Below are 22,506 nucleotides of genomic sequence, written 5' to 3'. Positions count from 1 at the left end.
TAGTCTCGCTCGGCACACTTCCGCGGAGGATGCTTCGAGCGCACTACAGGGGGCTTACTAGCGAAAGGGCGGCCCAGACGGCTGGATGCGCTGCATCAGCGAGCTTCGGATCATCGAGCAATGAGACCATCGCCCGGCGCAGCGCCTCGGGACGTGGCAGGCCCTGTTCTGCGCCTTGCAACGTTGCGACCGTAAGCCGGGCGGCCGCGTCATCGCGCAGGGGCCACGACGAGACCAGCAGATTGCGGGCTCCGGCGCGTACGAACGCGCTGGCGAGGCCACTCAGTTGCGGGGCGCCCGGTTCCGAGCCTGCTGCGCTGTTGCATGCCGACAGGATGACCCAGTCCGCATTGAGCTGCCACTGGGCAATCTCGCTGGCGGTAAGCAGATCCGGCGCGTCACCTTCGGATGACAAGACCAGCGCCGCCTCACCGGCCCGGCCACTTTCGCTCGGGGCCAGCCCATGCGTGGCGAAGGCGATGACCCGAAAGCGGCCCAGATCAAGCGCGTTCAGCTTGCGGCGCGTGGCATCGGCCCCGGTCAGCACGACCGAGGTTCCAGCAGTCAGGGCGGTGCTCAATTGGCGCAGTTCGGCTGCCGCTCCAGGCAAGGCAGCAAGTCGGACCACTCCGGCCACATCGATCTGTCCTGCCCTGACCGCGAGCAATGGCCCGGTGTTTCCGGTGGCTGCAGGAGGTATTACCGGATCACCGACACCAAGGAAGGCAAGGTCCGGCGAGCGTGCCGATGTGCTTTCCATCCGCCGCATCGAGAGGCCGGACAGGACCGTAATGGCGTGGCTGCGCGCCATCCAGTTGACCTTGCCGCCCACAGCCCGCCCCGGCGCGATGAGCAGGCCGAGCGGCAATTCGGCAAGAACGCCGCGCGGGACGTAGAGCAGGTTGGGATGCGCGGCCAGCATGGGGCGCAGTTCTGGCGGAAACAGCATCGTATAGAGCTTGCGCGCAGCCTGCTCATCGAACCGGGCACGGCCCGGCGCCGAGGCATAAGCGTCAATCGAGGCGCGCACCTGCCGGACCGCGGCGGCATAGTCTGCGGCAGCGCCGCCGCTGGCCGCAAACAGCCCCTCGCGGGTGATCGCCACGGTGATCGCCCGGCTATCGCTGACGAGAGGAATGATCACCATCTGGTCCGCCGCCAGTCCGGCCCGGAACGCGGCGAGGTCCACCAGCGCGGGATGGGTCCGTCGGAGAAAATCGGGCAGACGCGCGGCCAGTTCCGCCTCGCGCCGGGTCACGTTCTCGTCGGCGGCCATAATCGCAGCATTGATATCCTGCCGCCCGGCCCGGTCCTCCGCCGCCAGCGCATTGCGCTTGGCAGCCAGCGCCTGCCGGGCCGTCACCGCCTGCTGGTAGGCGAACAAGCGCTCGGCGGTAAGCGGATCGTCGCTGGCGCGCCGCGCAAAGGACTGGGCTTCGGCCGTGGTGATCTCGCTGATCGAGATGAGTTGCAGCACCTCGAAGGCCAGTTCGGTGTCGCCCGCATCCATCGCCATCTGCGCGAGGGCGATGAAGCTGCCCAGCACCAGCGAGCGGTAGCGGATCCGCTGGCGCGCGTTGCCATCGGTGGCGACCAGCTTGGCGCTGAGCCGCGCCAGTACGGGGCGCGATGCCGCTACCCCGGCAGCTGCGCCCTTGGCCTTGGCCACCACCCGGCCGAAGATCAGTTCGCTGCTCATCCGTCGCAGGCTGTCTTCCGGCATGGCGGCGCGGACTTTGGCATCGGCAGGTTCAGCGATGGCCATGGCCTCGGCCACTTGCCCTTCAGCGGCGAGAATATCCGCAAGGTGCATGCGCGTCTGGGCAGTATCGAGACTGTCTTTTGGCAAATGCGCCTCGGCATAGGCCGCAGCCTCGCGCAGCCGCTTCAGTGCCAGAGCCCGATCGCCGCGCTTGTAGGCCGCATCGGCTGCGGCACGCCTTGTCACGACCGGGGAAATGAAATCGCCCTGCGGTGCCTTCTCGTACCACTCGAGGGCTTGCAGCCACAGGGTCTCAGCCTCACGCGATTGCCCCTGATAATCGAGAGCCCAGGCAAGGTTGCCCAGCGCCGTGGCGCGCTGGTTGAGATTGGTCGGCTGATACTTGGCAAACAGGTTGATCGAATGGCGCAGAACCGTCACCGCTTCGGCGAAGCGGCCGGAATTGCGCAGATCAACGCCGTAGTTGTTAATGGCGGTAGCCAGCCCCGTGCTGCTCTCGTCGACATGTTCGAGGCCCCAGACAGCCGCCCTCTCCTGCGCGGCAAGGCTTTCCTCCTGCCTGCCGGAGGCATCCAGCGCGGCCCCCAGATTGGTCATCGCGGTGAGGGTGGCCGCCGCCCCCTCTGCCAGACAGGCCTCGGCCAGCGATACCATATCGCGGCTGGCGGCGAGCGCGGTGGGGCCGTCACCCTTTTGCCAGGCGAGGAAGTTCCGGGCGATCGCCGCCCAATAGGCCTGCACGCTGCGCTGGCCTGTCCCTGCGTGCGGTGCTGCCTGCGCGGATTGCAGCAAGGCTTTCGCCTCGTCGAGCTTGCCGAAGACCACAGCAACCATCGAGGCATTGGCGAGGCGTACGGCATCGAATTCCGGATCGGGCGCGCGGGCGGCGAGGGCCATGGCGCGGTCCATCGCCGCTTTGGACGCTGCATTGTCGAGCCCTCCCTGCAGGTAGGCCTGCCAGGTCAGGCTGCGCACCAGCAGTTGGGGCGGGGCCTTCGGACTTCGGCGGGATCGCGGTATACCTCGCCTCTGATGCATCACGGTTCCACACCGGAGACAGCATCGTTCTCGATGGCGGATACACGATCTACTGACCCTGCAGGAGCTCTCGCCATGGAACATGCTACTGCGCCACTGGTGCTGAGCGACACGCCGCTGCCCGGCGTGCGCCGGTTGACGCTGAACCGCCCGGAGAAGCGCAACGCGCTCTCCAACGCGCTGCGGACGGAGCTGTTCGCTGCGCTCGAAGCGGCGGACAGGGACGCGGAGGTGCGTGTTATCGTCCTGCGCGGGGCGGGGGCCTGCTTCTCCGCCGGCTATGACCTCTCGCCCGAGGCCGGCACGCAAGCGCCGCCCTACTACACCGCGGGCGGCGCCGGTTTCTGGCCCCGGCATGTTGTCGAAGGCGTGTTCCGGATCTGGGATCTGGCCAAGCCGGTGATTGCGCAGGTGCACGGGTGGTGCCTTGCCGGAGCCACCGAACTCGCCACGGCCTGCGACCTTGTGTACCTGAGCGACGATGCCCGGATCGGCTATCCGCCGGTGCGCGGGATGAGCCCGCCCGATACCCAGTTCCACCCGTGGCTGTGCGGGTTCCGATCAGCGATGGAGCAGATGCTCACCGGTGACGCGCTCTCGGCTGAGGAAGCCGTGCGCGTGGGCTTCGCCAACCGGGCGTTCCCGGCCGAAGCGCTGGAGAGCGAAGTCCTCGCCATTGCCGAGCGGGTGGCGAAGATCCCGCCCGAGGTGCAGCAGATCAACAAGCGATCGGTGCACCGGGCGATGGAGGCGATGGGGCTGCGCTCTGCCATCCGCGCAGGCACGGAAATGCAGGCTCTGGCGATGACTACGGAAGCTTCGAAACAGACCTTTTCCGGTTTCCGCGCCGGGGATGTGCGCGGCGCGCTCGATGCCCGCGACGGGGCCTTCGGGGATTACCGGACGTCAGGCACGGATCAATAGCGTGTGGTGAGATGAATGCGCGGTCGGCAGGCTGCTTGGGACGGAGATCGACTTGAAGCTGAGCCGCCGCGATCTGCACCGCATTGTGCTCGGCATCGGCGCGGTTGCGCTCGTTCCCGTCGCGGCTCGTCAGGCCATCGTGCTTGGCGCGAAGATGGCGGCCCCTGATCCACTGGCGCTGGTCGATCCGGAACTGCTCCCGGCCGCACGTATGCTGATGGAGAGGGGCTTCCCGCCGATGACGCGCGAGGCGCTGCCGGCCATTCGGGCCGGGTGGGTGACGCCGCCGCTGCTGCCTGCGCCCGAGGTCGTGCAAAAGACCATTCCGGGGCCTGCCGGCGCGCCGCCGGTGCCGATCGAACTGATATCGCCTGGACCGTCTGCCCGGCTGCGTCCTGCGATCCTCCACATCCACGGCGGCGGCATGATATCGGGGCGCGCGCGCCATCTCACCGCGTTTTGCCAATCGCTCGCAGCGGAGTTCGGCGCCGTCGTCGTCAACGTCGACTACCGATTGTCTCCTGAAACGCCGTTCCCGGGGCCTGTGCTTGATAACTACGCGGCGCTCGAATGGATGGCGGCCAATGCGCAGAGCCTTGGCATCGATCCTGCGCGCATCGCTATCATCGGCGAAAGCGCCGGAGGCGGGCTTGCAGCAATGGTGGCCCTGATGGCGCGTGATCGAGGGAAAGTGCCGCTGTGCCAGATCGTGCTGATCTACCCCATGCTCGATGATCGCACCGGATCGATGCGCGCGGTGCCGCCGCAGATCGGCAGGATCGGCTGGACGGCAGAAGAAAACCGGTTCGGCTGGTCTTCGTTTCTGGGGGCGCCGGCTGGTTCTGAGAAGGTGCCTCGCGGCAGTGTTCCGGCGCGGGAACGCAATCTGGCGGGACTTCCTCCCACCTTCATCGGCGTCGGCACGCTCGATCTGTTCGCGGACGAAGATATCGCATTCAGCCGGCGCCTGATCGCGGCTGGCGTAAAGACGAACCTGCATGTGACACCGGGCGCATGGCATGGCTTCGATATCTTCGTGCCCGAGGCGCGGGTTTCGCGTGCGTTCACCGCGGCGTGGAAGGCAGACTTGCGCTCGGCATTCGGGAGCTAGCGCGGAGCGGCAGAGCCCAGGCTGCTGAGCATATCGCGCTCCACCCGAAGAATTGCTCTCCGCGGCTCAAGGCAAGGCCCTGATAACCTGATCTTAACCGCTCCTGCCCGCTTCTTGGCGTGAAGAGAGTTCACGCCGTCATGCCGATTCCTGCCCATTTCGAAGACCACCCGGTTGATCCGCAGCACCCGCGTGCCCCGCGGCGCAAATTGCGGCTCGAAGCGGAAGGCACCACTGCTGGCGGCCAGACCGCGCGCGTGATGATCCACAATGTCTCTGCCACTGGTCTCCTCATCGAAAGCCCGATTGCCCTCATCGAGGGCGAACTTGTCGAGCTTGACCTGCCGCAGGTGGGCAGTGCCGCCGCCCGGGTCGTCTGGATGAGCGAGAACTTCTATGGCTGCCGGTTCGATGCTGCGCTTCCGGTGGGTGCGCTCGGCGCGCTGGAGCTTTTCTCCGAGCCAAAGGCCGTCCCGGCGACTGGTCCTGCCGAGGACAGCCTTCCGGCCAGGCTTGCCAAATTGCGCAAGGAGCAGGGTCTGACGCTGGAGGCGCTGGCGGGCCTTGTGAATGTCAGCAAACCCACCGTCTGGGCATGGGAACAGGGCAAGGCCCGGCCGACCCCGGAGCGCATCGCGGCGCTCGCCAAGCTGCTTGGTGTGGATGAGAACGAACTCAGGACCGGGCGCGACACCGATGCTCTCGCCAAGGCACTGGATCAGGCGCGCAGCGTCGTTGCCAAGGCGTTCGGGATCGATCCGGCCCGCGTAAAGGTCATCATCGAGCTTTAAGCCCGGACAGATCCGTTCCAGATCAATTTGCCGCAAATTAACCACTTCTCACCGCTGGAATTTGCCGCTATCATATTGAAATACAGCGGTTATTTTAGTCAGGTTAACTAACTCGACTAACTTCGGCGGGCCTTGTCGACAAGGCTTCTGTCGTGGCGGCTGGCAATTGATGGTCAGGAAAAGCCAGGGGGCACTTGGCTGGCTGAGCAGATGTGCGGTCCTCAGGGGGCAACGGGTACATGCGGGTCGAGTTCACGGTTACCGAGCGTTCAGCGGTCTATGGCCTGCTTGCCAACCATTCGAAGGATATCATCCTCAAGACGGATCGGCGCGGCTTCGTGCTTGCTGCTTCGCCTGCGTTCGAACGGCTTGGGCTGACCCTGCCGACGATGTTGATCGGACCCCATCTGCGCGATCTTGTCCATTCGGATCACGGCGCGCTGATAGAGGCTGAACACGCGGCGGCGATAGCGGGGCAAGGCAGCGGCGATTGGCTGGAACTTCCCGTGCGGCACACGGCGCGTGAGGGGCAATGGTATGAGTTCCAGATGAGCCCGATGGCCGATGCTGCGGGCGAGACTTATGGCGTGCTCGTCGTCATGCGCTGCATCACCAAGCGCAAGTCGCTGGAAGAGCGTTTGTTCGCAGCCGAATTGACCGACCCGCTGACCCGTCTGACCAACCGCATCGCCTTTGTCGCCATGCTCGAGCATCTGGTGGCCCGGCCGCAACAGGCTGCGCTGGCGCTGTTCGATATCGATCATTTCATGAAGCTCAACATGCGCTTCGGGCAGGCTGCGGGTGACGGCCTGCTCATCGCCTTTGCCGAGCTGCTGCGCACGGTAACCCGCAGCGCCGACATCATTTCGCGCGTATCGGGTGGGCGTTTCGGCCTTATCATGCCCGATCTTCTGCCCGAGGAGGCGGCGGCGGCCTGCATGCCCATCGTCGAAGCGTTCGGCGAGGCCGGTCGCGCGGCGCTGGGCGGAAAGTTCCCCGTCTCGACAAGCGTGGGCATTGCCCACATTTCCCAATCGGCCGACAACACCTTGAAACACGCCGAACTGGCCCTGCTGCTGGCAAAGGCCAAAGGGCGCTCGCGGATTGAGACCAGTCCGCGAAAGTCTGGCGGGGAATGGATCTGTGCGCCCGGCAATCTGCCCGGAATGCGCAGCCTGGGCCGCTGACGCCCAAACTCTGCGCGCTCAGTTGGGATCGACTGCGACGTAAACCGCCCAAGCTGCCGGATGCGCCATCGACTCCCCGCGTTCATCAAGCGCCGGATCGGCAGCCACCGTCCGCATCGCCGCTCGCAAGGCCTCGGCAATATCGCCGTGACGGGTGGCGTATCCCGCAATGGCGGCAGTGGTGAGCTGCGCCCCGACCTCGTCAACGACCGGCGAATAGGTTGCCAGCACCGAACGCGCACCTGCCAGCAGAAACGCGCGGGTGAGGCCGCTAAACCCGTCGCCGCCTTCCGCTCCCGAAGCGGTGTTGCAGGCTGATAGGATCACCAGCGCGGAATTGAACTGAAGCTGCGCGACTTCGGACGCGGTGAGCAGGCCGTCGTCATGAGGATCGGCAATACCCTTCAGCAGGGCCGGACCGGGTGTCAAAGCCAGCGCCGGTTCGGCAAGCGAGCCCTCGAAGCTGCCGCTGATAAGGGCGTGGGTGGAGAACAGCACGAGGCCGCTCTTGCCGAGCGTGCCATCGGCGCTGCTTTGTTCGAGCGCGCGCTGCGTGGCGGCAAGCTGGAGGCGAAGGCGGTCTGCCGGGGCGTGCAGCTCGCTTGCCACAGCGGTTACCTCGGCGGCGCTGAAATCGAGGCGCGGGAGCTTTGCGAGCATGGCCGGATCGGCCACGCCGCTGTGGCTCAATGGCTGGCGGGCAAGCTGCGCGCTGGTTGCTGCATCCGGCAGGCCGCGGCGCGTGCCGGGGAGCGGCTGACCGGGCGGGTCGCTCACGCCGCGAAACGCCGGATCGCCCATCCCGAAGAAGCCCCCGGCCGCCGCTGCAGCCGCCGCCGCTGGTCCCTTGCGGGCAAGGCGCACTGCATCGACCGAAGGCATCACGGCCAGCACTTTGTCCAGCCCGAGCCAGCGGGTCGCGCGCAGGGCCCCCGGATCGAAGTCTCCGTTCGGCCCGCCGGGCGGCGGCGCAGCGACAAGCGCGGCAAAGTTGAGCGAAAGCAGTGGGCCCTCGGGCACCAGCGTCCACCGCCGCTTGCCTGCCAGCAGCGCTGCCACCGCCGGATCGCCGAACAGGGCCCGGTAAAGCCGATGGGCGGCGGCGCGGTCATAGCGCAGCAGGCCGGAGGTGTTCTCACCGGGTTCGAGGATCGTAATGCCGGAATTGCGCGGGTGGCCCAACTGGCTGTGGAGATCGCTGACCATCGTGGCGAGATCGATCCCGTCGAGGGCGATCTCGCTCCATGCCGAGCCTTCGCGCGTGACGGCAAACACCAAGCCCCGGCTCATCTGAGCGCCATATTTCGGCATGCCGGGATAGAGCAGGACAAGGGCCTCGTCGGGATGAAGCAAGCCGCTGCGACCCGTCACTTCACCGAGCGGCACCGGCTCCGGTCGGAGCATTGCAAACACTTGCGGGAGTTCGCTACGCAGGGCCGCGCCGGCTGCCTCGAGTTCGGCGCTGACGGCGGGGCGGCGGGCGAGCAATGCGGTCCGCTCGGCATCGGCAGCAGTGCCGCGCTGCGCCGCATCACTGATGGACTTGTCTAGCGACATGACCGCATCGCGGGCCTTGACCCAGCGCGCAAACGCCGCTGCCTTGCCCGACCGTTCGGCAAGGACGCGCGCTGCCGTTTCACCAATGGCGGCGGCGGAGACGGACGGATGCGCCAACTGGGCAGCCGCAAAGCCTTTGGCGCGCGCGGCGGCATCGGATGGGCTCTCTGCCTTTCCGCGCACGGCCCAGTAGAGCTTGAGCAGCTCGCTCGCCTTGGTGCTGACAAAGCCCGAGAGTTCCTGACGATAGGCCGCATTGGCCGCCTCAGGGATCGCGGAAAATTCGGAGCGGTAGCCAGCCAGCACGGCCTCGTAATAGGGCAGCGCTTCAGCGGGGCGCTGGTTCATCCAGAGCGCGACGGCGAGGTTCTGTGTGAGGCGCAATGTCTCGCGGTGTGCTGGGCCGAAACGTGCATTGGCGATCTCGATCGAGCGTCGGCGCAGCGGCAGCACTTCCTCGAACTTGCCAAGGGTCCAGAGGTTGTTCGCATAGTCCTCGATGATCGCTGGATCATCGGGATGAGCGGACAGCGCCTTGCTGAAGATTGGGCTGGCTCCGGCGGCTGTCTCCTTTCGCTGGGACAGCATCTGCGCAAGCTTGTTGACAAAATCTCCGTCCGGACCTGGGCCGATCGCGGCAATGACCCTGCGCTGATAGGCGATCGCCGCGTCGATGGCGCCGCGCAGTCGGGCTGTTTTGCCAAGGTTCCACAAGGTCATCCAGTTCTTCGAGTCGGTGCTTCCCGGTTGGCGTTCCTGCTGCGCGAGCACCTTGCGAAACAGCGCTTCGGCGCGGTCCGGATTGATCCAGCCGAAGCGCTGTCCGTAAAGCGAGATCCTCTCGAGCCCATTGACATCGGCGCCCGGCACTGCGGCCTCGAGCACATCGAACTCACGGTCATACCAGACCTTGGCGTCAGCACTGCGCATCTGCCGGATCAGATTGTCAGCGAGCCACCCGTAGGCTTCGACGAGCACGAATGGATCGCTTTGCGGGCCTGACCGGAGCCAGGTGATTGCCTCCTCGCGCAGGGGTTCCGCTTCGACCGGTCTCGCTGCGCCCTCGTAGGCCCACGCAAGCAGGCCGGTCGCATCCGCCATTATCTTGGGATTGGACGCAAATAGCTGGCGCGATAGTGCGAGCGCTTCTTTGGCATCGTCGATTGCGTCCACGGCGCCCGGCTGTTCGAGCGCTACCGATGCGCGCGCGCTCAAGGCTGCGGCAAGGATCTGCGGCTGCTTGCGGTCACGCCCAATGGCGACAAGCCGGGCGATGATCTGCTTGCGCTCCGCCCGATCCGCATCGGTCTTCGTGTTGTAGGCGAAGTGGCAGAGGAGCGAGTACAGCGGCCTAGCTGTCGCAGGATGGGCCGGTCCGTAGGTGTTCTTGTATAAGGCGAGCAATGCGCGGCGCGCCGGGAGCAAGTCCTTCATGGATGCCGCATTGCAGGGCCGATTGACCCCGGCCTGCGTTTCGAGCGCCTCGATCTGCGCGCGCTGCTCTGGTGTCGGCGCCGTGCGATCGGCGGGGAGCTTCTGGGCGCTGAGTTCGACCGGCGCCATTGCTTCGCGCGGATAGAACTGCGCGTTTGCCGTGGTGGAGCAGATCGGGAGCAGGGCAAGGCCTAAGAGGAGCTGCCGAAGTGTCATGGGCAGAGGCTAGCGAGGCAGCCTTGCTCCTGCAACGACGACGAGCGTACGCCCTCATCGGAAGCGATGCGCCGCCGCGCGCAGGTCGAGCAAGGGGTAGAACCGGAACTCGGCGCCGCGACCGCTGAAACTGGGCGGGGCGGGGTCGTGGAACACCACGGTGCCTTCCGGGTCCAGCACTTCGACATCGAACCTTGCCGCATCTTGCGCAGGGGCCGCGCCGACCGCCGAATAGGTCTCGCGTTCGGTCACCCGCATCATGCGGTACTCGTTTACGGTATCGAACTCGAAGCGAAAGTAGCCGGTGGCATCGGTCTTCGCTTCGCGCCGTCCGACGTGGGCGTAGTTCTGGTCAGCCGCGCTGTCGCCGACGATGCGCACGATGTGGTCGGGGGCGGGCTCGCCCTCGGCATCGAGGACGTAGCCGTGGAAGAGGGGCTTTTCGGTAAGGCCCTCGGCAAGCTGTCCCGCGAGCCGGGCGAAGCTTGCCACCTCCTGCTGGAGATCGCGCGCGCGGCGGGCCCGTTCAAGCGCGCGTTCTGCCCCGGCTTCATCGCCGCCGGTGCCTGCCAGCCGCTTCGCCTCACGCCGCTGCGCCTGCGCGAGCCCGCTCAGCAACGCCTGCTGCAATTGCAGCATCGGCGGGGCAAGCCGGGCGATCTGGCCGAATACGCTGTCGATCGCGGCCTGCTGATCGGCAGCGGTGTGGCGGACACCGGATTGCGAAAAGGCCTTCATGCTTTCGGCGTTGAAACGCGCCATGGTCGTTCTCCGGAAATCAGGGCTGGGCCATGAACGCTTTCTTGGCGCCCATCGCGAGGTGGTTCTCGATGCCGTGGTCGTCGCTGCACATTTCCTCGCAGAACGCGGTGCCCAGCACGAGATTGTGGGCAACCGCCCGCTTGATGCCGTTCGTCTTGAGGCAATGCGTCGACTGGTTGCTGTCGGCGGTATTGAGGATGCCGAAGCTCAGGACCGAGAAGAATGCGCGGCCCCAGGTTTCCGCGAGGCGGTTGTCGCTGGTGCGGACAGAGGAACCGGCAGCGACCAGATCCGCGACCGCGACGCGGCCATCAACGTGGTATTCGAACTGGTTGTCGCAGGCGGAGACATCGTCGAGTGACAGCAGCAGGGCCGAACTGAGGTCTGCGCCTTTCGGGGCGGTGCGCATCAGGAAGCTCACCTGATTGTCGTTGAAGGCGAGCTTGCCTGTGGGGAGCCGCGGCCAGATGCCCTTGGTGAACACGCCGAGCCGGGCGACGGTGCAGGCGTCTACGCCAAGGTCGTGCCCCATCGCTTCAGTCACCTTCAGCACGGCGGCCAGCAGCAGCCCGAGCGTCCATTCACGGCTCACCCCGAAGTTGGCGACGAGCACCGTGCGCGCCATCGGGTCCGTCACTTTTTCGGACAGCGCTTCGCTGAGGAAGCGGTTGTCGGTGATCGCCATTGGCCCTGCGCCAAGCAGGAACAGTGCCCGGCCAAGCGGCTGTTCGACTTCGTTGCCATGGATGCGCAGCTGCCCCGCAGCGGGGCGCATGCGCGCCGTGCCTTCGGCCACCATCGATTTGGCAAAGCCGTATTTGGCGGTCCCGGGCAGATTGAGCGTCAAGGCGAGCCAGACATGGATGCCCGCACGGATGCCCTCTTGCGCTGCTTCGGCAGGCTCGTCCGAGGGCGTGCCGTTCGCGCGGATCACATTGCGCTCGATGGCAAGGCCATCGGCCACCAGCACGAACACCCCGCAGACCGGCGTGAGCCAGTCGCGGCCATTGCGTTCGATCAGATTGCCCTCGATCACCAGACCGGTCGTCAGCGCGAGGGATATGCCGCCGTAGCCGAGGAACAGGATCATCGCCGATTTCGGCTGGGCGACGGCATGGCGCAGGCAGTGGGTGATGTGGTTGCCGGTTATCCTGAGATCATGGACGGTGACGAGTTCGAGCCCGGTGTTCTGGCTGAAGCCGAAGAAGCGGACGACTGCGATGCCGTTTGCGCCGTGGCGCGCGATCACGTTTTCCGCGATCTCGATCTCGTAGAGGTCTCCCGCCGAAACGAAGCGCACGGTGCCATCGCCGTTGTCCTGCGGCACGCTGCTGTCTGTCGGGTCGCAGGGCGCGCAGGGGTCTTCAAGGTCGATGTCAGGGATGTCGGAGCCATCCGGGTTTTCCTCGTCGATCCGCCGGATGCTGCCGAGCGTGATGCCGTTGCCCATGCCGCCAACGATGACATTGCCGCGCACGAGAACATTGACGCTGCCGCCGCCAAGCTGGATGCCGCCGCGCGCCGCATTGGCGTCTACTGCGCGGTCGGGCGCGGCACGCTTGTGGAAGACCCGTTCGAGCGTATTGGGCAGCGGCTCGATGATGTTGTTATCGATCTCGATTGCCTCGCCCTCTGCGTAGACGGCGGTCCACGGCGAGAAGTCCTCGCGCTGGTTGCGGAACTGGATCAGGCAATCGGCGATCCGCACCGCCTTGCCGGACCGCACCGCGACGACCGCACCATTGCCGCCCTCAAGCGCGAGGGTTTCGATGCAGATATCCTCGCTTTCGCTGATGGTGATGGCGACCGACTTGTCTCCGGTTTCCTCTGGCGCGACGATGCGCGAGCGCGGGCCGCAGCCGTGGATGGTGATGTTGTGCAGGCCGTCGATCACCACCGCCTCGCGGAACGTGCCGGGCAGCACGCAGACCGCGCCGCCGCTGGGGGGCAGCGAGGCGATTGCGGCGGCAATCGTATCGAACATCCCGAAGCTCTCGATCCCGTCGCCGACGGTGACCGTGCAGCAGCCGCGAATGCGGGTGAGTGGGAGGAACGGCGGACGGCAATCGTCGATCAGGACGCCGGTGGCACCGCCTGAGGCTAAGCCGGTCCACTCGATCAAACCAAGCGGGGCGCGATACCGGCGAATGCCGTTCGGCGCGGCGCCGCTTGGCAGGGTGAGTTGCCAGGGCACGATGGCGGAGGGCGCGGCAGGGCGGGCTGCGATGATCCAGTGATCGCCGGGGCGCAGGGGGCCGCCGTTGAAGGCCACGCTGAGGCCGGTGTTGCCAAGCTTGCTCGTCGCGACGGGGATTGCGGCGGGTGAGGCAAGGTCGTCGCCCCGGTCCCATACACGCACGTAGAGGAAGTCGTCATCCGGGTCGGCAGGATCATTGAACGCGCCCTTGTCGCTGCGTCCGGTCCAGTTGGCGAAGCCCTCGGCGGCGAGCAGCGGAACGTCGATTTCGAATGTCTGGCTATCCGGATCGTAGCTCACCGCGACCTTGCACAAGTGGCCTGCCATTTCGGCAACGCGCTCGCCGTTGGGCAGCGCGGCGGACCATGGCAAGAGCTCGACCACCATGTCCTTCAGCGGCCAGTGCGCCGCATCGCGCGGCTGGGTGAGCAGCGTGAGCAGGACATTTTGCCCGGCCTTCGGTGAGATCCGGGCGCGGTAGAGCGGCGCGGCGTTGTTATAGCCCCAGGTATAGTGCCCCGCGTCCACCATCTGCACGCGGATCGCCTGGTTTTCCGCGCCGAGATAGCCGCCCGGCTGCGGCGGGGAGCACAGATCGCCAACGCTGACCGGCGCGGTAAAGCCCACGGTCAGCGTGGCTGTCGTCGTCATTTCCATGTCGGGAGCGATGCTGCCCATCGGCGCAAAACTGGCGAGAGCGGCAGCCCAAGCGGCGGGGCAGGCGCTGCCGGTCACTCCGGGCAGGACATGGACGCGGCGCATCGTGCGCCAGCGCGCGGAAGTATCCGGCCCGCCGAGCGCGACTTCGAACAGCTCGCTGTCCTCCGCCGCGGTAACCGGCTGCTGCCATGCCTCGATCCAGACAAGATCGGTGCGCTTTACGCCCGGTGCGGGCGCTGCCGGGGCAGCGGCCTTGTCGAAGTTGAGCCAGTCCTTCTGCTCGAGGAAATGCTCGCCTCCGTTTGTTTCGAGCCGCAGTCCGCCAAGGTAGAGTTCGCCCGGAGTAAGCGTGAAATCGAGCTTGCCGCCGCTCACCGCGAAACCTGCCGGAAGGAAGCCAGCACCCGGCGCGCCATAGGCGCCGATCGCGTGAATGCGGGTGCGCCGCAGTTCCTCGGCCTCGATCGAGGAGGCTTCGTTGAAATCGTCGTCGGTCAGCACGCGGCCTTGCTGATGGCGGACCCCGGCGTACTGCTTGCGCTGGTCACCCAGCTGCCGCGACAGGTCGATGGTCGACATCTCAGTTCTCCACGATCAGGGCCGGCAAGCGGCCAAAGGGCATGTATTCGTCGATCTTGGCGCGCAGCCCATCGAGCCGGATCGGGCGGCGCTCGCCCGCCCAGGCGCCGATCTCGCACTGGTCTTCGGACCCGCGCCGGATGGCGGCGGGTGCGGTTTCGGAAAGCTCTGCGTAGGCAGGATTGCCAAACCGGCGGGAGGCGAACAGCCGCTGCAGATCGTCCAGTAGGTGCGATTCATAAGGGTGCGGCACGCGCGATCCCGGCCCGCGCGCAGAGAAGCGGAAGCAGCCCGATTGGAGGTCGGTTACATCGGCGCGGGCCGCGACGAGGGTATCGCTGGCGTCCAGTTTCTCGACATCAAGGGCGAGCCCGTCGATCGCGCTGCCGATCACGGTGCAGTTCGTCATCGTCGCGGCCGTGCGCGGGGCGATGATCCCGGTCGCGCCGGTCTTGGCGGCATCGATGATGCTGCCGCGGACAACAAGGCGATCAAGCGAGGCACCTGCGCCGCTGAGCGTGAGGCCGGGAAGAATGCAGTTTTCGATGACGAGTTCGTCGACCGAGCCGGTGATGACGAGGCCGCAAGGCGGGATCACGCCGCCCGCGCCATCTGTGCCGCCGGGATCGAGCGTGCAGTAGCGCAGCGTTACCTTGGCGAAGGAGCCTTCAATCTGGAGTTGGCCCGTGAGCGCGCCGATCCACAGCCCGTCGATTACCAGCGTGCGGTTGTTGCCGCTCGCGCCAAGCTTCCAATCGGCGGCTAGGCGAACATAGGGGCGTTCCTGTTCGCGGGCACGGATCGTGAGGTCGGTGATCGCGGGCTGGTTTGGCGGGTTGTCAAACGTGGTGCTGTCCGAAAGCTCAAGCACGCCGTTCGCAGGCACCCCGGCAGCGGTAGAGCGCTGCGCCCAATGCACGCTCGCGGCGGACTGGGCATTGCGCCGCCCGAAGGCGCCCGCGCCGATCGGGGCGCTCATGCCCACCGTGTAGCGTGCACGCAGGTCTGCAGGCAGCGCGGCGCCGGGATCGAACAGCAGCCGCCCGCGCGCCGGATCGAACAGCAGGTCGATGCCCGGCGGCGCGGTGCGGTTCCAATCGCCGAGGTCTGCCGCCCGCATCGCCGCTCGCGGGATGGGGGCCGCACCCTTCAGGCCGAGCGCCACGGCATCCTGTAGCACCACCGCGCCGCTGTCTTCGGTGAGAGTGCGGGCGAGAATTTCGGCAAAGACGCCCGCACTGGTCAGCACTGCGCCTTGCGGCAAGCCGCCCAGCACCCGCCGCAGCGCTGCGCGCGTCGCAAAGCGTTGCCCGGCGATCTGGGAGAGGCTTTTGGCGCAGGCGCGGCGTGTGGCCTGATTGGCGATCAGCCCCGTGCTGCGAATCCACGCGATGACCGGATCGCCGACCGCGAAGATCTCCTCGTTGTAGAGCCGGCAGTCGATCACGCGGGGAAGCTCGCCTTCCGCTGCGCTGCGCCACTGGCTCCAATCGCCGCGCGCCCGCCCGCGCCCAAACAGCGGCACGTCGCGCCCGCTGGGATCGAACGCATAGCCATCACGCGTACCCGCGAGGTTCCTGACGAGGCGGGGCGTCACATCGCTGAACTGGACCAGCGTGAGCCGGTGCAGATGGAAGCCCAGCACCGGAATGCCGCGCAGGCCGAGCCGGTCGCGGGGGCGCCGCATTTCCGGGGTGTAGTGAAATTCGTCAAAGGCATCGCCGGTGAGCAGGCTGCCGCGCACCGAGCGCAGATCGGCAAGCCCGCCTTCCGGCGTGCCGGTCACCCGGCCTGTCGCTGCGGAGCCATCGAGGCCGTGGCGGCTGCGGGCGAGGCGGCGGAACTCCTCCACCAGCTTGGCGTCCCACCCCGCAATATCGTCGCAAAGCTGCTCGAGGACCGCGAGCGTGCCCTTGCGGCGGCGGTAGTAGATGGTCTTGGCAACATCGCTGCGCCGCCCGCGCGGATTGAGCGCGGAGACCAGCCGGGCGGCCACGAGTTCGGCAATGTAGGGGACGGCCCAGTCGTCGGCCAACTCGACGAACATGTCGTCCCACAAGCGGTCCTGGCTGCGCTTCATCACGGCCGCCTGGCTGGCGAAAGCCCGCAGCAGCGCGCGCAGGGCCGAGCCGCCCTCGGTCTCGTCTGCCTCGCGGATCGCGGCGGGCACCCAATCCCACAGCCGCTCGGTGTAGTATTCGCGGTAGTAGTCGCGTGCGGTTCCCATGGTGCCCCCTATCCTGCCAACCGGCCGTTGACGCGCACGCCGCCGTCCGCGAAATCGAAGTAGGATCCTGCAGCCGGGGCGCGGGCGACATCGGTGAACGGGGTGCCGTCGAGGCTCAGCGCGCTGAGCGCGGTGACGCCGGGGACATCCATGATCGCCTTTATCACCATGCTGGCGAACACCGCGCTGTCCGGCCCGAGCCGTTCGGGACGCAGCAGGCCGCCGGTGCCGGGCAGGCCGACCGGCGCGAACAGCACCGCACCGACCGCGCCTGCGACCGCGTCGGCGACGTAATCCGGCGAGACATCGATTGCGACATCGAGCCGCACCGATTGCGCGGCGGCGCTGATGACAGTAATCGGCGCGTCATCCTCTGCAAGCGCGCGCAAGGCGGCGCGGATCGGTGCGGCAAGCTGCGGATCGCCGATGTAGCGGACCATCGCAGCTGGGCGCTGCCCGGTCCTGTCCCACGCCCACACCGCGCGCACAGCCCGGACGCCCGAGGTCTGCGCAGCCGCTGCTTCTATATCGACAAGCGAGATTGCACGGCCCAGCAGGAGCGCCGAGGCCGGCCCGCGATAGCGGATTTCCTCTGCCGCTTCGGCATCAGCCCCGCCGAACGCGGGCAGCACGTTGCGGACCGAGCGCAGCTTGGCGATGGGCCGGGCGATCTGCTTGACGCTATCGGCAGGCGGCACTGCCGAACCGGCGCCAAAGCGGTAGTCGGCGGTAACCTGCGCGCCGCTCGGCAGGCGCAAAGCGCCGCCGAAATCGATGTCGGTCTCACCCTGCGCATCGTGGCGCACGACATAGACCGGCGCATCGGCGGGCTGGCCGTAGAAGCTATCTACTTCGCGCCATTGGACCCCGCCGACATGGATGGCGAGCGTGCTGACACGCCCGGCGGCATTGGCTGCGGCAAGGTAGGTAAGCGGCTTTTTCTTCAGGCGGAACGTCTGGAGCGGGAGGGCGGCGTTGCCTGTGCCGATCACCTCACCGTGCACGCTTTCGCCGCGCGTGGCGAGGAAGGTGTTGCCATAGAGCTTGACGGGCTGGACCAGGTCCTGCGGCCAGATCGGCGCGGCAGACAAGGCTGCGCTGCGCGATGCCGCATCGAGCGCGCCGCTGGTGACCACCGCCTCGCCGTGCGCATCTTCAAGCGCAACATGGGTGACCGGTACGCGGGGCGGGTCGATAAAATCGGGAAGGTGCACCGGGTCGCCGCTCGCCAGTGTATCCTTGAGCGGCGCGTGGAGCGTTGCGGCATCGGCCATGGCATAGTGGACCACAAGGCCGGGCAGATCAGCCGCCGCATAGGGGAGGGCGCTGTCCAGCGTGATCGTCGTAGTGCCTACGGTGACTGCGGGGCTGACGAGCGTGCTGACCTTGTTGGCGCTGTCGGTTAGTGTGCTGGTCTGCCCGGCAAGCACGGTAAACTGCGCCTCGCCAACGCTGATGACACAGCGCGCAGCGATCACGCCGCCTGCTTCGAACGCCACCACATCGCCTGCGTGGATCGGAACCCGTGCTTCCAGCGCGAGCGTCGCGCCCGAGAGCACCGCCGGATCGCCCGCAACCGCCGAATGCTTCCACACGCCGCAGCGCGCGCCGCCGCGCAGCAGGCGCGTGTTGGCATAAGTCGCGCCGGAGGGCGGCGTCACGGCGGCAGCGAACGCCGCCATGGTGACCGGGCGGCGGATCCGCAGGGCCATGGGGGCGGCCTGCGCAATGCGAGCCGCGACGAGGCCACCGGGGGAGGCTATCACAACCAGCGTGCCGCTCCCGGCGCGCAGGGTGCTTGCTTCAACCGGCAGGCCGGTCAGCGGCGAGGGAAGGGACGTCGCGGGTACACGGTCGATCGCCAGCCGGTTGACGCGTGGATCGGCGGTTTCGGCTTGCTGCACCTCGAACACTTGCGGCGGGCTGCCGGGGAAGGCGCCCGACCGGAACGCGGTGCCTTGCGGAATGCTGACAGGCCGCACCCCGTCGGCCTGCGCAGAGAGCCAGACCGATGCGCCGAGGCCGGGCCTTGGCTTGTATCCCAGTAGCCCGGTCAGCGCCCGCACGGCTGCCGGATCGCTCGCCGTGCCGAGATAGGCCGCGTTGCAGGTACGCATGTCGTAGAAGCTGGTGACGTCGCCCATGTAGGCGAACATTTCAGTGAGCATGACGCCGAAATCGGCACGGTCCCGCGCCCGCCACGCATCGAGCAGCGGCTCGCGGCCGATCGCGCCGAGGAGGGCCGTGCGCCACTCGGAAAACGTCCCGATGGCGCGCGGAATTGTCTGCAGGCCTGCCGGGATGGCAAGGGCAGTGCAATCATGCGTGTCGCAAGTGCAGGCCATCAGGCGCCCCCTTCCATGATCAGCTGCACCGCCCCGCGCTCCGGCAGGGCGCGGCTGTTCGTCACGCGGACGAGTTCGCTGAGGCCGACCGGCAGGCTCAGTTCGTCGAACGCGCGCCACTCGAAATAGCCGGGGCGGCGCACGCGCATGGCTTCGACGCCGCACACGCCGGGCACGCCTTGGAGAACCGCGATCAGCGCCGCGCGCGAAAGCGGCATGCCGAAAGTGAAGTTGTCCGGATCGAAGAATCCGCCACCCTGGCCCGGCTTTCCGAACAGCGCGGCGAGCGCGGCTTCCTCCACTTCGCCGCGATAGGCATTGGCGGCGACGCAGAGCCTGATCTCGAGATCGAAATCGGCATAGCGCGGGGCCATGAGCTTGCATTCGCGGCCTGCCTGCCGCGCGCGGTCGAGCGCGAGCAGGAGATCCTTGCGTAGTGCGGGAGAAACGGCGGTGCTCTCGTGCGGATCGGGTGTCACGAACATCGTCGGCCAGCTTCCGGTCCAGCGGCTGGTGGCGCCGGCCTTCTGGATGCGGGGGTCACGCTCGGCGATGCGTGCGTAGTCGGCCGGCTGGACGGCGCGATAAGTTATTGCGCGGAAGGCCTGCGGAGCGTTGGTGCGGATGGCCTGCGCCGTTTCGGGATCGCGCCCGCCGGTCCCCGCGAGCGGGTTGTTGACCGACACCACGCCGGGAACCGCCACAGGCAGCACGGTCAAGGTATCGGGCGCTGCGTTGCCGCGGCTGCCATTGCCGAGGCGGTAGCGCACGGTGAAGCGGTCTCCGGCTGCGGGAGCCATGCCGAACACGCCGTCACCGAAGCGCAGGGTGGTGCCCTCGCCGGTGGCATAGTCGATCAGTTCGGTGACCTTGCCGAAGCGTTCGAAGCCGACCACGCGGTGGTAGAGCCCGTCTTCCAGCGTGAAGAAGCGGTCGTCGGGCTCGGCAGTGGTTTCGCCCACCAGCGCGGGCTGCCACTGCCATGCAGACGTGTCGCGTTCGCACAGCACTTGCACTTCGGGGTGCAGCGCGCCCGATGGATCGGCATGCCAGACAAGCGGCGTCTCGTCTGATCCGGCAAGCGAGAACAAAGTCTTGACCCGCGCCGCCAGATCGGCCGGGCTGCCCGGATCGGGGTAGCAGACGGTGCTGTCCGCCCCCACGCGCTCGACTGCCATGGGCAGAACCGCGTCAGGATCGGCAGGGCCATCGGGCGGGCCGATGCGGAAGCGCGCTTGATGCGCGGCACCGGCAGTGGCTGGCAGGAGATTGGCGCGCAGCACCAGCGTTTCGAGATCGAGATCGAACGCCGCCGGGGTTTCCAGCACAAGCCGGGTGATCGGCGCTGAAGTCAACGGATCAACATCATCGCGCGCGTCCTTGAGACGGACGACCAGCCGCCGTTCGGGAACGTCGGGTGAGGGCGGACGGGTCATCAGCAGTACCCAGCGCCCTTCGGCATCGATGGCCGCATCGGGCTGGAGCTGCGCTTCATGCGCCCCGGTGATGGTCAGCTCGGTGGTGCCGGCGAGGAGGCAGGTGTCGTTTTCGTCCCAGATATAGGCTGCGATCTCGTTGCGCGCGGGATCGATGGCGAACTTTGCGGGTGGCTGGGGCGGCGATGCCAGCGGCTGGTCGGCAAGCCCGCGGCCGATCTCGAACACCAGCTGCCGCTGCGCATCGGTGATCGCGGTGCCCGCATCGACAACGCCCGCAGCAGAGGCCTGAACATCTATCCATGCGAAAGCGCCCGCGCCATCGTCTAGCTGGGAATCGACCAGCCGCGCGAGGTGGCGCAGCGAGCGGCGCTGGCTGGCCTGATCGAGCCGCCCTTCGCGGCTGAGCCGGTCGTTGGCATAGGCGAACTCGTCCCCCAGCGCTGCCGTCAGTTCGAGGACCATCATGCCGATGTCGGCTTCGAGGCGGTCTTGCCAATCGGGATAGCGCTGCGCGGCAAAGTCGGTCAGCGCGCGGCGGAAGCTCCAGAAATCGCGCGCGCGGTAATCGACCGGGAAGTCCACCTGCTCGTCTGGCGGGCAGGCGCGGGGATCGGCTTCGCAATCGAGATCGCTGTCGCAGGCCGCCTTGAAGCTGAAGCGGATGTTGTTGAAGTAGGGATCGATCACCGGACTATCGATGCGCAGCCGGTAATCGCCAAAGCCGCCGGGCATGGCGGTGAGGAACTGCAGCACGGCGCGGCCATCGACCGGCGCGGGGAGCGGGGAGGCGGACTGGATCACCGGCACGCGCACCGGATCGACCGCACCGATCGCCTCGATATGGATGTCCTCTACCGCGAGGGCGGCAAGCTGTGCTGCCACGGCTGCGGGCAGGACATCGTGCTGCAGGAACACAGTGAGCACGGTCTGCGAGGGTGACACGGCGACGAAATCAATGCCCGTCAGCGTCGTCGAGGCGCGCAGGAGATCGGCGCGGTCGATGCTCATGGCGTCACCCGCAGGTTGAGGTAGCGGCGCTGGCCGAGCACCTTCACGGCATAGCCGATGCGCACCAGCAGGGCGGCATCGTCAGCGCGGGCGGTGACTTCAGTGACGGTGATGACATCGCCCAGCCAGGTCGTCAGCGCCTGATAGATCGTGGCCTGCGCGAGTGTCGCGGCGACTTCCCCGCCGGGAGCAAAGACCAGCCGCTTAACCCCGCAGCCGAAATCGGGGCGGTTGATGCGCTCTCCCGGCGCGGTCAGCAGCACCTGCATGACCAGCTGCTCGACATGCGCGTCGAAGTCCTGCTCCTGCCCAAGCCGCCCGCGTGCAGGGTCAACCGCGAGCGGATAGCGCAGACTGGTGAAGGGCGGCTCGGCCATCAGGCGTTCCTCCTCATGATCCGCTGACGCGCGGCTGGACGGTGACGACAGATACCGGCCCCTGCGGAACCTGATCGCCGGCAAGGCACAGGCCGACGCTGTCTGGCGCGAGCGTGGGCTGGCCGCCGACCGTGGTGTGCAGGTTCACCGTGATCCACTGCACGGTGAGGCAGGGATGCGGGACGGTGCCGGCCCCGACCGGGATCTGGAACGGGCAGCCCGCGATGGTGAACACATCGCTCGCCAGCGCCAGCGGTGCCCCCGCGATCGCGCGCGCGTTGGCGGAGGCAATCGCAACGGAGCCGCCGTGCGGGCATTGCAGGCTAGAGGCCGTGGTGAGGAGGGGCTGTGCCATGCGCGCTCCCCCTCACATCACGCTGAACGCGCCGGAATTGACCGACACGCCGCTATCGCTGACCTCGACCTTCCCGGCGCCGCCCGCTGATTCCGAGACGACGCCGTCCGCTCCCACGGTGTGGGTCGCCTTTCCGGCTTCGGTCGCCACTTTGTCGGTCCATGTCGTGCTGGCGTCGCTGCTGTTCTTCAGCACCACTTCGCCCGAGCTTTCGTCGATGGTGAGGCTGGCGGCGGCGGTGACGATCAGCTTGATGTCGGGTGAGGTAGCTGCCGCTGGCAGCTGGTCCTTTGACCAATAGCAGCCCGCCCAGATCGGCCGCGAGACCTTGCCGCCCTCGAATTCTACCCATACTCCGGCGCCGACCGGGGGGATGAAATACATGCCCACGCCGGGCCCTGCATAAGGCACGCAGGGCATCGCCCAGACATTGGCCTCACCCAGCACTGCGGGGCAGGAAACCTGCAGGCGGCCGCAATTCTCGGGATCCTGATTGTCGATCACGGTCCCGGCATGTTTGCCCCAGACATGATCGCTGTGGGCTTGCTGGAAGGCGATGAAGGGATCGGTCAGCAT

14 protein-coding genes are annotated in these 22,506 nt (G+C 67.1%); 4 read left to right on the top strand and 10 right to left on the bottom strand.

The genetic code is table 11. The annotated features are described in order from the left end of the window. Positions 1-43: 43 nt before the first annotated feature. Positions 44-2,698 (bottom strand): CHAT domain-containing protein, encoded by a 2,655-nt coding sequence (locus NSE01_RS02910; RefSeq protein ID WP_170233744.1) that lies wholly within the window; start codon positions 2,696-2,698, stop codon positions 44-46. A 138-nt stretch (positions 2,699-2,836) separates the two neighbouring features. On the opposite strand from NSE01_RS02910, the gene NSE01_RS02900 reads away from it, so the two are divergent. The 4 genes from NSE01_RS02900 to NSE01_RS02885 all read left to right on the top strand — a co-directional run bounded on the left by NSE01_RS02900 (position 2,837) and on the right by NSE01_RS02885 (position 6,774). Beyond that, entirely contained in the window at positions 2,837-3,685 is an 849-nt protein-coding gene (locus tag NSE01_RS02900; RefSeq protein ID WP_147158131.1) for an enoyl-CoA hydratase/isomerase family protein, read from the top strand. A 52-nt stretch (positions 3,686-3,737) separates the two neighbouring features. After that, positions 3,738-4,796, top strand: coding sequence for an alpha/beta hydrolase (locus tag NSE01_RS02895; protein ID WP_147158130.1), 1,059 nt, complete (start codon positions 3,738-3,740; stop codon positions 4,794-4,796). A gap of 140 nt (positions 4,797-4,936) precedes the next feature. Further along, positions 4,937-5,587, top strand: coding sequence for a helix-turn-helix domain-containing protein (locus NSE01_RS02890; protein ID WP_147158129.1), 651 nt, complete (start codon positions 4,937-4,939; stop codon positions 5,585-5,587). 239 nt (positions 5,588-5,826) lie between these two features. Beyond that, the gene (locus NSE01_RS02885; RefSeq protein ID WP_147158128.1) at positions 5,827-6,774 is read left to right on the top strand and encodes a GGDEF domain-containing protein; all 948 of its coding nucleotides are present in this window, start codon (positions 5,827-5,829) and stop codon (positions 6,772-6,774) included. 18 nt (positions 6,775-6,792) lie between these two features. Here the strand turns inward: NSE01_RS02885 and NSE01_RS02880 are convergent, their stop codons facing one another. From NSE01_RS02880 to NSE01_RS02840, 9 genes are read right to left on the bottom strand one after another with little or no spacing between them, the layout of a single operon-like run. Beyond that, the gene (locus NSE01_RS02880; protein ID WP_147158127.1) at positions 6,793-9,981 is read right to left on the bottom strand and encodes a CHAT domain-containing protein; all 3,189 of its coding nucleotides are present in this window, start codon (positions 9,979-9,981) and stop codon (positions 6,793-6,795) included. A gap of 54 nt (positions 9,982-10,035) precedes the next feature. Beyond that, a complete protein-coding gene (locus NSE01_RS02875; protein WP_147158126.1) occupies positions 10,036-10,743 on the bottom strand; it encodes a carboxypeptidase-like regulatory domain-containing protein in 708 nt (235 codons plus the stop codon). 16 nt (positions 10,744-10,759) lie between these two features. After that, positions 10,760-14,179 (bottom strand): DUF6519 domain-containing protein, encoded by a 3,420-nt coding sequence (locus tag NSE01_RS02870; protein ID WP_147158125.1) that lies wholly within the window; start codon positions 14,177-14,179, stop codon positions 10,760-10,762. Between the two features lies 1 nt (position 14,180). After that, positions 14,181-16,406, bottom strand: a complete 2,226-nt coding sequence (locus tag NSE01_RS02865; RefSeq protein WP_147158124.1) for a serine/threonine-protein kinase — start codon at positions 16,404-16,406, stop codon at positions 14,181-14,183. A gap of 8 nt (positions 16,407-16,414) precedes the next feature. Next, positions 16,415-18,751, bottom strand: a complete 2,337-nt coding sequence (locus NSE01_RS02860; protein ID WP_147158123.1) for a baseplate J/gp47 family protein — start codon at positions 18,749-18,751, stop codon at positions 16,415-16,417. Continuing rightward, the gene (locus NSE01_RS02855; protein WP_147158122.1) at positions 18,751-21,198 is read right to left on the bottom strand and encodes a baseplate J/gp47 family protein; all 2,448 of its coding nucleotides are present in this window, start codon (positions 21,196-21,198) and stop codon (positions 18,751-18,753) included. Before NSE01_RS02855 ends, NSE01_RS02860 begins: the two co-directional genes overlap by 1 nt. Then, positions 21,195-21,575: a GPW/gp25 family protein gene (locus NSE01_RS02850; protein WP_147158121.1), complete on the bottom strand. Its 381-nt coding sequence runs from the start codon at positions 21,573-21,575 to the stop codon at positions 21,195-21,197. The genes NSE01_RS02855 and NSE01_RS02850 overlap by 4 nt, the downstream gene beginning before the upstream one ends. Positions 21,576-21,588: 13 nt before the next feature. Beyond that, positions 21,589-21,930, bottom strand: a complete 342-nt coding sequence (locus NSE01_RS02845; RefSeq protein ID WP_147158120.1) for a hypothetical protein — start codon at positions 21,928-21,930, stop codon at positions 21,589-21,591. 12 nt (positions 21,931-21,942) lie between these two features. Further along, the gene (locus tag NSE01_RS02840) at positions 21,943-22,506 is read right to left on the bottom strand and encodes a phage baseplate assembly protein V (protein WP_147158119.1); all 564 of its coding nucleotides are present in this window, start codon (positions 22,504-22,506) and stop codon (positions 21,943-21,945) included.

This window comes from Novosphingobium sediminis, from assembly GCF_007991615.1.
Classification (GTDB): domain Bacteria; phylum Pseudomonadota; class Alphaproteobacteria; order Sphingomonadales; family Sphingomonadaceae; genus Novosphingobium; species Novosphingobium sediminis.
The sequence above is the reverse complement of the archived record's forward strand: the minus strand, read 5'-3'. Positions and strand labels throughout refer to the sequence as shown.